A 13,326-nucleotide genomic window follows, 5' to 3' on the forward strand; every position below is an offset into this window, starting at 1 on the left:
GCCGGTACCGCGATCGGTACCGGCACCCACCACGGCGATGTGACGATATATCAGTCGCTCGGGGCCGGTCAGTCGACCGGAGCGATCTCCTCCGCCGCCCGCAGGCCCGAGCGGATCGCGCCCTCCATCAGCCCGAAGAACTCGGTGCTGGTCTCGGTGCCGGCCCAGTGCACCCGGCCGAACGGCTCGGTCAGCTGCGGGCCCTGGGCCAGCCAGTCGCCCGGCCCGAACAGCGCGGCGTAGCAGCCGCGGCTGTACTCCTCGTTGATCCAGTCGGTGACGTGGTAGCCGATCGGCTCGGGCAGCTGCGGGAACAGCCGCCGGGCCTGGGCCAGGACGGCGCTGCGCTGCTCCTCGGCGGGAAGCGCCGCGAAGGTCCGGGCCTCGCTGCCGGTGACGAAGCCGGTCAGGATGCCGACGCCCTCACCGGGGGGCGAGTCGTCCACGGTGGACAGCAGCGGCCCGTCGGAGCTGACCGACCAGCCGGACAGCCCGTGGTCGCGCCAGAGCGGCTTGGGGTGGATCAGGTGGACCTTGACGGCGCAGCCCCGGGCGGTGGCCGAGCTCGACCGCGGCGCGGGCAGCCCGGGCCGGAACTCGATGGTGTCGGCCAGCAGCGGCGGCAGCGCGATGACCACGCTGTCGCCCTCGTGCACGCCCTGGTCGGTGTGGACCCGGACCCGGTCGCCGATCTGCTCGACCAGGCGCACCGGCCGGGAGAGCAGCACCCGGTCGCCGAGCTTCTCCGCCAGCAGCTCGCTCAGCCGGTGCGCACCGCCGTCGACCCGCTCCTCCTGGGCGCCGCCCTGGAAGGCGTTGAGGTAGCGGATGCCTCCGCCGGAGTTCAGGTAGAAGGCCATGTGCAGCACCGACACGTCGGCCGGGTCGGCAGCCATCATCTCGCCGAGGAACAGCGGGAAGAACAGCTTGGCGTCGGGGTGCTGGACGTTCTGCTCGACCCACTCGGCCACGGTGAGCCGGTCCAGCCGCTCCGCGTCCGGGGTGAGGTGCGGGGCGTCCGCGCGGACCGCCTTGGTGACCTCGTCCAGCAGGTCGAACATCTCGCCGAGGGCGATCGGGCTGAGCGGCGGGAAGCGGCCGTCGGTGCTCTCCGGGTCGCCGCCCAGGGAGAACCGGCTCTGGCCGAGCATGGTGGTGGGCGCGGTGGCCAGGCCGAGCCGCTCGATCAGCGCCTTGAGCTCGGTGTGGCGCTCGCCGAGGTAGGCGGCGCCCGCGTCGGCCCACTGGCCGGGGGCGACCTCGATGCCGTGGGTGCGGCCGCCGACCCGGTCGCGGGCCTCCAGGACGGTCACTTCGACGCCTCTGTCGGCGAGTTCGGTGGCGGCGGTGAGCCCGGCCAGGCCGGCGCCGACGACGATGACGCTCATCGGGCCGCACCTTCGATCAGCTTGGCCAGGGCGGCCGGGGTCGGGGCGTCGATGAACTCGGCGATGCCGAACTCCGCGCCGAACTCGCGGGCGACCCCGCTGAGCACCCGGGTGGCGAGCAGGGAGTCCCCGCCCAGGTCGAAGAAGTCCGAGTCGGCGGTCACCTGGTCGGATTCCAGGACCCGGCCGAAGATGCCGATCACGCTGTCGACGGTACCAACGGTGGACACGGTCGTTCTCCTTGGCTTCAGTTGCTGGTGGCGTACATCTGGTGGGTCCGGCGCCGGTCGACCTTGCCGCTCGCGGTGAGGACGAGTTCGGGCACCACGGTGATCCGGGACGGTACGAGGTGGCTCGGCCCCGACCGGCGCAGGTAGCGGGCGAGCCCGGCCGCGAGGGTGTCGGTGTCGGCGTGCGGACGGGGTGTCACATAGGCGACCAGGACGGTGTGGTCGCCCAGCGCGGCGCCGGTGGCGGCGGCCGCCGCCACGTCCGGGTGGGCGCAGATCTGGGCCTCGACCTCGCCCGGGCTGACCCGGATGCCGCGGACCTTGAGCTCGTCGTCGAGGCGGCCCTGGTGGACGAGGACGCCGTCCGGCTCCCGGCGGACCCGGTCGCCGGTGCGGAAGTAGCGCCCCGGCGCACCGGGCAGGTCGAGTTCGGCGAACCGTTCCGCGGTGACCTCCGGCAGACCGCGGTAGCCGAGCGCCAGCCCGTCCCCGCCGATCAGCAGTTCGCCCTCCTCGCTGAGCTGCTCCCGGACGTGCGGCAGCGCCCGGCCGATCGGGACGACCCGGCCGGCCTCCGGGGCGAGGGCCGGGGCGGCGAACGGTCCGTGCAGGTCGATCGCGTGGGTGACCAGGGTGGTCTCGGTGCACCCGTAGGTGTTGACCAGGCGGACCGCGTCGGCGCCCGGCAGCGCGCACCAGTCGTCGATCCGGGCCGGCCGGGCCGCCTCGCCGCCGATGACGACGGTGCGCAGGCTCTCCGGCAGGGCGGCCCGCTCCTCGGTCTGGTCCTGCTCCTCGGTCAGGTCCCGTTCCTCGGTCAGGTGGTTGACGAACTCGTGCCAGAACGCCGTGGGCAGGTCCACCAGGGTGATCCGGTGCCGCTCGACCATCCGCAGGAAGCGCGGGAAGGAGGCCGAGTAGGCGTCCGCGTCGAAGACCAGGGTGGCGCCGACGGTGAGCGCGGGCAGGATCTCCTCGAAGCAGGTGTCCCAGTTGAGCGAGGCGAACTGGAGCACCCGGTCGCCGGGGGCGACCGCGAACAGGGTGGCCAGCGAGGCGACCGAGGCACCGATCGCCCGCCGCGGGGTGACCACCGGCTTGGGCTGCCCGGTCGACCCCGAGGTGAACAGCAGGTAGGCGGGGGCGGCCGGATCGGGCTCGGGCAGCCAGCCGGCCGGGAAGGCCTCGGGCTCCCCGGTGCCCGCGGCGTCGGACGGGTCCAGCACCGGCACCCCGGCGGGCAGCCGGCCGGGGTCCGCGGCGATCGCGCTGCGCACCCCGGCGGCCGCCAGCAGCGCGGCCTTGCGCTCCAGCGGGAACGCGGGGTCGATCGGGCAGTAGGTGCCGCCGGCCGCGAGCACGCCGAGCAGCGCCGCCACGGTGTCCGCGGAGCGGGAGGTCAGCACGGCCACCGTGCCGCAGTCCGGGCCGAGCCGGGCGGCGATCCGCCGTACCCGCAGCTCCAGTTCGCCGTAGCTCACGGTCGACGTGTCGTCGACGACGGCGACGGCGTCCGGGTCGCGCCGGGCGGTCAGCAGGAACCGGCGCAGGACGTCCACCTCGACCGGGTCGTACCCGGTCGGCCGGTTGTCGTCAGTCATGGGAAGCACCTCAGGTAGGCGGGGACGTGGACGTGGACGTGGAGGTGGACGGGGAGCCGCGCTCCGGTCAACGGCGCGCCGAACCGGAGACGGGCACCGGCTCGCTCCCGCTCCGCCGCAGGCGCTGCTCCTTGCGCTGCTGCACCAGCAGCCCCGCGGTGGCGGCCACCGCGAGCACCATCACGGCGATGCCGTACACCGTCGCGGTGGACTTCAGCCCGATGTGGCCCACGGCCACCCCGGCGGCGACGGCCGGCAGGCTGAACCCCAGGTAGCAGACGACGTACATGCTGGCGATCAGCTCGGCGCGGACGTCCGGTCCGGCCAGCGGCCCGACGGTCTGGAAGGCGCTCAGGAAGCCCGTCCCGAAGCCGTACCCGGCGATCACCGTGCCGACGAAGAACAGCGGGGTGGAGGCCGCGGCCAGGGCGCCCAGGGTGGCGCCGACCCCGACGAAGAAGGCCACGAAGCCGAGGGTCATGGTCTGCCGCGGCGGGTGGTTGCGGCGCAGCAGCGAGCCGACCGCCCCCGTCCCGGTCAGCGCGAAGATGACCAGGCCGCCGATGACGTGGTTGGAGATGTGCAGGATGCCGGCCGCGATGGACGGGCCGAGCGACATGTAGAGGCCGCCCAGCGCCCAGACCGCGAACAGGCAGGGCACCACCACCAGGAACATCGGCCTGGCCTCGCGCGGGATGCCCATCCGCGGCGTCAGCGAGGCCGGCGCGCCCGGGCGGCGCGGGGAGGTCTCGGCGAGCGCGGGGACGGCCAGCGCGCAGAGCACGAAGGCCGCGAGCAGCAGCGCGTACACCAGGGTCTGCGGGTGCGGCGCGTACTGGACCAGCAGGCCCGCGCCCAGCGCGCCCAGCGCCAGCCCGACGATCGGCGCGGCGCTGTTGACCAGCGGGCCGAGCCTGGGCCGGTGCTGCGGGGCGAGGTCCAGCATCGCGGCGCTGGTCGCCCCGGTGGCGGCGCCGGTGGCCAGGCCCTGCGCCACCCGGGCGGCCATCAGCCAGGCGACGCCGTCGGCGCGGATGAACAGCGCCATGCTGACCACCTCGACGACGAGCGCGGCGAGCAGCACCGGCCGCCGGCCGATGTAGTCGGACAGTCCGCCGACCACCAGCAGCGCGACCAGCAGCGCCAGGGCGTAGGCCGCGAACACCTCGGTCAGGGTGATGGAGGAGAAGCCCCACTTGGCCTGGTAGACCACGTAGAGCGGGGACGGCGCGCTGGAGGCGAACAGCAGCAGGCACTGGGTGGTGGCGATCAGCCAGAACGCCACCGGACCGCGCAGCCCGCGGGGGCGTACCGCCGGGGAGAGGTCACTCATGCTGGCTCCTTCACGCGTGGTTCTCCTGGTGGCGCCGCAGCACGCGGTCCACCAGCTGTTCGGCGGCACCCAGGTAGCCCTCGGGGGCCAGCAGGTCCTGGACGGTGACGCCGGCCGGCAGCTTGGCCACCAGGTCCGCCCGGGCCTCCATCACCTCGGTGAACGAGCCCGCGCCGGAGGCGGACCGGCGGGCGCACTCGGCCAGCAGCTTCTTCGCCTCGGCCTTGCCCAGCAGTGGGGCGAGGGCGACGTTCAGCCGCTCGGAGACGATCGAGCCGCCGGTGAGCGCCAGGTTCTCCCGCATCCGCTCCGGGAAGACCTCCAGGCCCTCGGCGAGCTCCACGGCCGTGTACGCCGCGCCCGAGGCCAGCCGCAGCGCCTCGCGCAGCGGCTGCCACTCGGCGTGCCAGGCGCCGGGCGCCCGCTCGTCCTCGGCCACCATGCTCTGGGCCAGGATCATGGCCTGGGCGGGCAGTTGACGGGCGGCCGCCATGATGAGGGTGGCCAGCACCGGGTTGCGCTTCTGGGGCATCGCCGAGGAGACGCCGCGGCCCGCGGCGGCCGGTTCGGCGACCTCGCCGACCTCGGTGCGGGACATCCCCTGGACGTCCAGGGCGAACTTCCCCAGCGTCCCGGTGACGGAACTGAGCACCCAGCCGAGGTCGTTCAGCGGGACGCGCAGGCTGTGCCAGGGGGCGGAGGGCTCGCGCAGGCCGAGTTCGGCGGCGAAGCGCGCCGCGAGCTCGATCCCGTGGCCGGGCCGGTCGGCCGGGGTGGCCACGGCGTACTCCTGGTAGGCCGCCATCGTGCCGGCCGCGCCGCCCAGTTGGGCGGGCAGCAGGGCGGCGGTGCGGTCGACCCGCTCGACGGTGTCCAGTACCGAGTCCAGCCAGCCGGCCGCCTTGAGCCCGAAGGTGGTGGGTACGGCGTGCTGGGCCAGGGTGCGGGCGGCCATCGGGGTGGCCCGGTGCTCGTCGGCGAGCTTCGCCAGCGCCGCGGCCACCCGGGAGAGGTTCTGCCGGATGTCCGCCAGCACTCTCGCGCCGAGCAGCATCGCGGCCGAGTCCAGGATGTCCTGGCTGGTGCTGCCGAGGTGCACGTACCCGGCGGCGGCGGGGTCGACGGCGGCGACCGCCGCCGTCAGCTCCCGGACCAGGACGACGACCGGGTTGGCGGCGCCGCGGGCCTCGGCGGCCAGCTCCACGACGTCGATCCGGGCTCTCGCGGCGCCCTCGGCGATCGCTCCCGCCAGGTCGGCGGGTATCACGCCGAGGGACGCCTGGGCACGGGCCAGCGCGACCTCGGTCTCCAGCATCGCGGCGACCCATGCCTCGTCGCCCAGGGTTCGGAGCGCGTCGGTGCCCGCCCAGACCGGTGAGAGCAGTCCGGCGTCGACGCTCACCGGTGCGCGGTCACTGCCGCTCGGTCGGCGGACGGTCGAATCGGACGCGGTCTGGTCGGGCACTGCGCGGTCCTCCTTCTGGATGTTCAACTCAGGACTTTCTCAAGGTACTTGTCGGTACGACCGGTGGCCGGGGCCACCGGGTGGTGCGGTTGCGCCCGCCCCTCAGAGGGTGACCCGCACCCGCACCGCCGACGGCGAGCGCTGGCCCGGTTCGGCCGACAGGCAGGCCCGGGCGATCGCGTCGGCGTCGCCGAGGATCACCGAGTCGACCCCGGGCCGGATCCCGGCCGCGGTCGCCCAGTGCACCGTCTCGGTCGGCACCCCGAAGGCGTAGCGGTACGGGTGCACCCGGCCCGCCGCGTCGACCAGCCGGTACGGCCGCTCGGTGACCGTCAGCCCGCCGGTCTCGACGTGCCCGTCGGTGCCGGTGGGGATCAGGTACGGCCGGCAGGCCCGGCGCTCCAGCAGGTTGCGGACCAGCGGGTCCTCGGTGGTGCGGATGTCGACCTCGGGCAGCCGCGCCTCGATCAGCGCGGTCACCTCGACCTCCCCACCGGGAACGGACGTGGAGTCGACCGTGAACCCGGCCCCCGCCGGTGCGGGCGTGACCCGCATGCCGGGGGCGAGCATGGTCACCACGCCCGCCTCGACCAGGGCGATCAGCTCCTCGATCCGTCTGGGCGGCGGACCGATCGAGACGTAGGCGTTGAGCGGCGTGTACCAGGCCTGCAGCTCGTCGCGGTAGGACTCGCCGGTGATCCCGGCGTGGTCGACCAGCAGCCGGACTTCGTTGCGCAGGTCCCGCATGACGTCCAGGGCCGCTTTCAGCGCCCCTCGGACGTTGCCGCGCCGGGCCTCCACCAGGTCCTGCCGCAGGTGGCCGAGCAGCCAGTCCTGGAACTCGACCCGGCTGAGGAACTTGCGGTCCCCGTACGGCCGGGCGATCGCCTCCCAGTCCCAGCGGTCGGCCGGCCCGAGGCCGAACCGGCCGAGCAACTCCTCGTCGTCCGCGCCCGGCAGCCGGTCGCCGTACTCCCGCAGGAAGGCGTCGGCCTGCTCGCCACCGAGCCGCTCGGAGATCAGCGCGTGGTAGTAGACCCCGGTGACCTCGCGGTCGACCAGCGGCCAGATGTGCCGGGTGAACTCGACCTCCGCGCCCTGCCGGCGCTGCTCGCGCAGCACGTTGATCCGTTCCATGGTGCGGGAGTTGGGCCAGTGGCGCCCGAAGGCGCCCTTCTGGTTCTCGCCGCGCGCGTGGTACGGGATGCCGCGCCGGGAGCCGGCGTACATCAACGGCTCCCGGCCGGACGGGCGGTAGCGCAGCCGCTCGCCCTCCCGGACGAAGGTGCCGCCGCGGCCGGTGGTCAGCAGCGTCAGGTAGTCGAAGAAGTTGAGCCCCAGTCCCCGCAGCGCGACCGGCTGGCCCGGGGCGACGAAGTCCAGGTCGGCCTCGGCCGGGTTGGTCGGCGGCAGGTAGCCGAGGCCCTGCGCCCGGGCGTAGCCGTCCAGGCCCAGTTCGCCGGCGCTCGGCGGCATGTCCAGGTGCCCCTGGGCCAGGACGACGCTGTCCAGCAGCAGTCCGCTGCCGTCGTCCAGGGTGACGATCTGCGAACCGTCCTCGGCCTCGGTCAGGCTCACCGCGGTGTTGCGGTGCAGCCGGATCGAGACGTGGTCGGGGGCCGTGCTGACCAGGCGGTCGAGCACCCAGACCAGGTAGTGGCCGTAGAAGGCCCGGGAGGGGTAGGAGTCCGGGCCGAGCTCCGCGGCCTCCTTGCTCACCCACTCCGGGTACTCGAGGGGCTCCAGCTCGATGTCCAGCTTCGCCCACTCGTACAGGCTCGGTCCCGGACGTATCGGGCCTTCGCAGGTGACGCTCGGGTCGGTGAACATGGTGACCTGCGAGGCCACCGTGTTCATCAGCAGTTCGGTCGGCTGCGTGACGTCCCAGACCCGGCCGCCGCTGCCGACGTACGGATCCACCACGTGGATCACGACCGGGTGGCCGCCCTCCGTCGCGTTGACGGTTAACCGTTCCACGACGGAGAGACCCCGGGGACCGGCGCCGATGACGCCGATCGCACGTGTCTGCTTCTCTCCTGACATAGCTCTTCCTGGTAGCCGTGAAGGAGTGGAGGTGGAGCCGGACTACTGCTGGGCGGCCTCGGCCGTCAGCGCCGTGGCGTGCCGGGTGCGCAGCTCGCGCTTGAGCACCTTGCCGGTGGGGCCGGTCGGGAAGTCGCCCTCCTGCTCGGCCACGAAGACCGCGGCCAGCTCGGCCAGTCCGGCCGCCGCCAGGGCCTTGTTCGCCGCGTCGAGGATGGTGGCCGGCTCGGTGCCGGCCGCGCCCTCCTGGAGCCGGACCACGGCGATCGGCTGCTGGCCGTCACCGCGCGCACCGGGCACGCCGATGACCGAACAGTCCATCACCAGGTCCTCGCAGTCGGCGATCAGCACCTCCTCCAGCGGGAGGCTGTAGACCGGGCCCGTGGCGGTGTTGATCACGTCGACCGTGCGGTCCAGGTGGTAGAACCGGCCGTCCTCGGTGCGGCGGGCGATGTCGCCGGTCAGCCAGTAGCCGGCCAGCTCGAAGCTGCGGGTCAGCTCCGGGTCGTTCCAGTAACCCGGGGTGCGGGACGGGGTCTTGACCGCGAGGTAGCCGACCGTGCCGTCCGGCACCTCGTTGCCGTCGTCGTCCAGGACGGCGGCGTGCTCGACCACCTCGACCGGCAGGCCGACGCAGCGGTCGTCGCGGGGCGTCTCCGGGGTGGTGACCTGGCCGAACAGCGCCATGCCCATCTCGGAGGAGCCCAGCCCGTCGACGAACCGGGAGCCGGGCAGCACCGCCTGGCCGGCGTCGCCCTCGGGGAGCAGCCAGGGCTGGATCAGGCCGGAGGGGCGCTCGCCGAGCCGCACCAGCCGGCGGATGTGGCCGTAGTGCGCCGAGTCGCCGGTGTTGAACCAGGTGTGCACCTTGGCGGCGGCCTCCACCGGCGCCTCGCCGGTGGCGAGTTCGACGAAGGTGCGGGCGAAGGAGGCGACCATGGTGGGCTGGAAGGCCTTCATCACCGGCTCCACCGCGGTGCGCCGCCAGTCGCCCATGGTCAGGGTGGGCAGGCCCAGCAGGATCGTGGTGAGCAGGTAGCTGAGACCGCCGGCGTGGGTGTGCGGCATCAGCGACAGCAGCCGGTCGTACGGCTCGGCCGGGAAGCGCACCATGCGCGTCTCCTTGCCGACCCAGAACTGACGGTGGGCCACCATGGTGGACTTGGGGGTGCCGGTGGTGCCGGAGGAGTGGATCAGCCCCACCACGTCCTCGGCGGCGTGCCGGTACGGGTAGACGTCCGGGAGCGTGCCCGACTCGGGGTCGTGCGCGCGGATCTCCGCGGACGGCACGATGAACCGGGGCCGCGGCTGGCCGGGCTTGTAGGCCGCCGAGATCAGCCGCGGGTCGTCCGCGACCAGGCCGACCACGCCGACGTGGTCCAGGTAGCGCTTGGCCGTCGGGATCGGCATCGCGTCGTTGACCAGCGCCGGGACGGCACCGAGCGCGGTGAGCGCCAGGAAGTGCAGGATCGGCTGCAGGCCCTCGGCGATGTAGAGCGCGACCGGGTCGCCGGGCCGCACGCCGTTCGCCCAGTACCAGCGGGCGTACTGGTCGCGGATGGCCTCCAGTTCGCGCAGGCTGTACCCGCGCAGCGCCACCTGCCCGCGCTCGTCCGTCCGGTGGCTGTAGACCAGCGGCACGTCGGTGTTGGGGTTGTACTTGAGGGCGTACTGCAGGAAGTTGCCGGCCCCCAGGTCGGGCTCGACCAGGAACTTCTGCCGCACCGAGAGCGGCGCGATGGGGCTGAGGTCACTCATGGGAGCTCCTGGTGCTCGGGACGGTTTCCGACACTGCGACGTGGGAGCGCCACCACTCGCGCCCCGCCTCGCCGAGGGTCTGGATCGGGTCGTAGTACTCGTACGACTTGGCGAGCGCGTACGGGTCGTCCTGTTCCAGTGAGGTGACGTAGTTCTTGGACCAGTACGAGATGCCGCGCTCACGGTCGTAGTGCTCGGTCTGGTGCACCCAGCGCTTGCCGACGAACGGCACGTCGCAGACCAGCCGGGGCGTGGCGAAGCCCGGCAGGTACCCCATGACCGCCTGCTGCAACGCCTGGGTCTCCCACAGGGCGAGGCGCCAGTGCTCGGCGTTCGGGATCATGTCGCAGAGGTAGAAGTAGTACGGCATCACCCCGGCGCCGTCGAGCAGCGCGAAGCACAGGTCGAGCAGCGACTCGGGGGTGTCGTTGACCCCGCGCAGCATGACGCCCTGGTTGCGCACGTCGCGCACGCCGAGGTCGAGCATGCTCCGGGCGGCCCGCGCGTTCAGCGGGGTCACCTGCTGCGCGGAGTTGGTGTGGGTGTGCACGGCCAGGCTGACGCCGCGCTCGCGCGCGGTGGCGGCCAGCCGGCCCATGGTGCGCTGGGCGTCGTCGCTGAGCCAGTGCTGCGGCAGGTCCATCAGCGCCTTGGAGGCGAGCCGGATGTCCCGGATGTGGTCCAGCTCCAGCAGCGCCGAGACGAAGGACTCCAGCCGGGGCCACGGCACGTTGGCCACGTCGCCGCCGGAGACCACCACGTCGCGGACGGTCGGCGTCCGGCGTAAGTAGTCCAGCATGGCGTCGTGGCGGTCGGCCTGCTTGACCGTGAACTTCAACTTGAGGATCTGCGGCGTCGAGTTGCCGACCAGGTCCATCCGGGTGCAGTGCCCGCAGTACTGGGGGCAGGTGGAGACCAACTCGGCCAGCACCTTGGTCGGGTAACGGTGGGTCAGGCCCTCGACCACCCACATCTCGGCCTCGTGCAGCGAGTCCCGCGAGGCGTACGGGTGCGAGGGCCACTCGGGGTCCCGGTCGGAGAACACCGGGAGCATGTGCCGGCGCACCGGGTCGGCGTACATGCTCTCGGCGTCCGGCTCGGCGTGCGGCACCATCATGCTGAGCACGTACGGCGGCAGCAGCAGCGACATGGTCGCCCGCTCCGCCTGGTCGCGCTCCACGTCGAGGTAGAACTCCTCGGACAGCAGGTCACCGTAGACCGACCTGAGCTGGCGGACGTTCTTCACGCAGTGCACCCGCTGCCACTGCGGATCGTGCCACTCCTGCTCGGTCACCTCGCGCCAGCCGGGGATCCGCCGCCAGTCGGGCTCCACGAGGGCTCTGTACCGATATGAGTAAGGCTGTTGCAACACACTTCCCCCGCAACATCGGTGTAGTGGGAAAAACCGGCGCGGTCGTGACATGGGAACGAGCGGCCCGAAGCCGCCCGTCGGATAGCCCGTCAGGAAAGTGAGAAAAGTCGTCCGGAGCCGAGGAGATACGGCCCGCTCAGTCCCCCGTGTCACGGCACGGCTCGGTGCCTTGCCGGGATCGATCCTGCGCCGTTCGGGAGCGGCGATCAAGCACGATTCCCGAATCGATCCATCCGCCCACCAGATCGTTGCAGGTCAGCCGTTCTGCGCCGTTCCCCCCTCCGTGATCGACGGCACAGACTGTTCACATTCGCCCCGCTCCCCCGCTCCCGGGGAGCCCCCGACGGGCAGCGCACCAGCGGCCCCGGGTGGCCTACCCGTTCGGGTACCCCCGTGGTGCAGCCGGCCCGGGCGCACCATCGACGTGCCCGAACACGCCTGTTCCGCGCCGGCGGCGACCAGAAGACTCCAGCTGTCAGGTCAACGGCTGACCGCCGGATGCGGCGGGGCGGTGAGGAGAGGGCGGCATGGTGACTGCGGGCGGGGCCTGGTGGTCGGACGCGGGCGGCTACGTGCCCGAGGTACTGGCGGCACTGGCGGAGCACCCCGGCAAGGTGGTGCTGCGCTACCCGGGTACGGAGCTGACCGCGGAGGACTACCTGCGGGCCGTCACCGGCACCTACCGCACCCTGCGGGCCAACGGCGTCGGGCGCGGCACCGTGGTCGCCGTGCTCACCGCGCCCAACAGCCCGGACATGCTCAGCGTGCGGCACGCCGCGCACCTGGCCGGCGCCGCGGTCTGCTACCTGCGCTCCACCAACCCGGGCACCAGCACGGCGATGCTGCCGCTCACCGACCAGCTCGGCATCGTGCGGGACACCGGTGCGACCGTGCTGTACGCCGACCGGACCAGCGCGGCGCGGGCCGCCGAACTGGCCGAGCGGTCCGGGGCCGTGCTGGTGGGCCCCGGGCAGGACGGGTCCGCCGGGACGGCGCCCACCGACGACCCCGGGGCGGTCGCCCCGGGGCGCGGGGAGCCCGACGACCTGGCGGTCATCATGTTCACCAGCGGCAGCACCGGCCGCCCCAAGGGCATCCGCAAGTCGCTGCGGTCCTGGGAGGGCACCGTGCGGATCGCGGTCGACACCCCCGCGGAGGCCGCCGAGATCACCGCCCTGTACAGCACCCCGCTGAGCCACAGCGCCGGCCTCCTGGTCGACGGCGCCCTGGCGGTGGGCGGCAGCGTCGTGCTGCTGCCGGAGTTCGACGCGCCGCAGGTGGTGCGCGCCGTGATCGAGCACCGCGTCACCCGCACCTTCATGGCCACCACCCAGCTGTACCGGCTGCTCGACCACCTCGAGGACCTGGGGCACCGCGACGCCCGGTCGGCCGGGCTGGCCGGCCTGCGGAGCCTGAGCTACAGCGGGACGTCGGCGGCGCCCAGCCGCCTCGCCGTCGCCCACGAGGTGTTCGGCCCGATCCTGCTGCAGCTCTACGGCACCACGGAGAGCGGCCGGATCAGCTACCTCGACCCGGCCGGGCACGCCGACGCCGGCCTGGCCGCCACGGTCGGCCGGGTCTTCCCCGAGGTCGAGCTGGAGGTGCGCGACCCGGACACCGGGGTGCCGCTGGCCGACGGCCAGGTCGGTGAGATCCGGATGCGCTCCCCGCAGCTCATGGACGGCTACCTCGACCCGGCCCTGGACGCCGGCGTGCTGCGCGACGGCTGGTACCGCACCGGCGACATCGGCTACCGCGACGACCGCGGCTACCTCCACCTGCTCGACCGGGTCTCCGACGTGGTCAAGGTCGACGGGGTCAAGATCTACCCGGCCGTGGTCGAGCGCGAGCTGCTGACCGTCCCCGGCGTCGCCCTCGCGGCCGTCTACGGGGTGCGCGACGCCGACGGCACCGAGCACCTCCACGCCGCCCTGACCTGCCGCCCCGGCACGCTCGTCGAACCCGAGGCGGTGCGCAAGCACATCAGCGCCAACCTCTCCCCGGCCCTGGCCCCCGAGCGGGTCCTGGTGCTCGACGAACTCCCCATGAACCCGACCGGCAAGCCCGACAAGGCACGGCTGCGCGAGCACAGCGCCGCCGCCACCGCCTGAGGCCCCGCGTCAACCCGAACTCCCG

At 73.2% G+C, this 13,326-nt stretch carries 9 protein-coding genes; 1 reads left to right on the plus strand and 8 read right to left on the minus strand.

Annotation, left to right across the window (positions count from 1 at the left end):
* Positions 1–68: 68 nt before the first annotated feature.
* From ACIQWA_RS06140 to ACIQWA_RS06175, 8 genes are all read right to left on the minus strand, one after another.
* On the minus strand, positions 69–1,388 hold the full coding sequence (locus ACIQWA_RS06140; protein WP_360237719.1) for an FAD-dependent oxidoreductase: 1,320 nt from the start codon (positions 1,386–1,388) through the stop codon (positions 69–71).
* Complete coding sequence (locus ACIQWA_RS06145; RefSeq protein ID WP_360237721.1) at positions 1,385–1,618, minus strand: phosphopantetheine-binding protein; 234 nt, start codon at positions 1,616–1,618, stop codon at positions 1,385–1,387. The genes ACIQWA_RS06140 and ACIQWA_RS06145 overlap by 4 nt, the downstream gene beginning before the upstream one ends.
* A gap of 17 nt (positions 1,619–1,635) precedes the next feature.
* On the minus strand, positions 1,636–3,219 hold the full coding sequence (locus ACIQWA_RS06150) for an amino acid adenylation domain-containing protein (protein ID WP_402478749.1): 1,584 nt from the start codon (positions 3,217–3,219) through the stop codon (positions 1,636–1,638).
* A 67-nt stretch (positions 3,220–3,286) separates the two neighbouring features.
* Complete coding sequence (locus tag ACIQWA_RS06155; RefSeq protein ID WP_402478751.1) at positions 3,287–4,552, minus strand: MFS transporter; 1,266 nt, start codon at positions 4,550–4,552, stop codon at positions 3,287–3,289.
* 10 nt (positions 4,553–4,562) lie between these two features.
* Positions 4,563–6,044: an adenylosuccinate lyase family protein gene (locus tag ACIQWA_RS06160; protein WP_402478754.1), complete on the minus strand. Its 1,482-nt coding sequence runs from the start codon at positions 6,042–6,044 to the stop codon at positions 4,563–4,565.
* Positions 6,045–6,119: 75 nt separating this feature from the next.
* Positions 6,120–8,060: an FAD/NAD(P)-binding protein gene (locus ACIQWA_RS06165; RefSeq protein ID WP_402478755.1), complete on the minus strand. Its 1,941-nt coding sequence runs from the start codon at positions 8,058–8,060 to the stop codon at positions 6,120–6,122.
* 42 nt (positions 8,061–8,102) lie between these two features.
* The gene (locus ACIQWA_RS06170; RefSeq protein WP_360237731.1) at positions 8,103–9,818 is read right to left on the minus strand and encodes a class I adenylate-forming enzyme family protein; all 1,716 of its coding nucleotides are present in this window, start codon (positions 9,816–9,818) and stop codon (positions 8,103–8,105) included.
* Positions 9,811–11,151, minus strand: coding sequence for a lysine 2,3-aminomutase (locus ACIQWA_RS06175; RefSeq protein WP_360237733.1), 1,341 nt, complete (start codon positions 11,149–11,151; stop codon positions 9,811–9,813). Before ACIQWA_RS06175 ends, ACIQWA_RS06170 begins: the two co-directional genes overlap by 8 nt.
* A gap of 566 nt (positions 11,152–11,717) precedes the next feature.
* On the opposite strand from ACIQWA_RS06175, the gene ACIQWA_RS06180 reads away from it, so the two are divergent.
* Complete coding sequence (locus tag ACIQWA_RS06180; protein WP_402478759.1) at positions 11,718–13,301, plus strand: class I adenylate-forming enzyme family protein; 1,584 nt, start codon at positions 11,718–11,720, stop codon at positions 13,299–13,301.
* Positions 13,302–13,326: the final 25 nt, after the last annotated feature.

It is taken from the genome of Kitasatospora sp. NPDC098652, from assembly GCF_044760155.1.
GTDB lineage: Bacteria > Actinomycetota > Actinomycetes > Streptomycetales > Streptomycetaceae > Kitasatospora.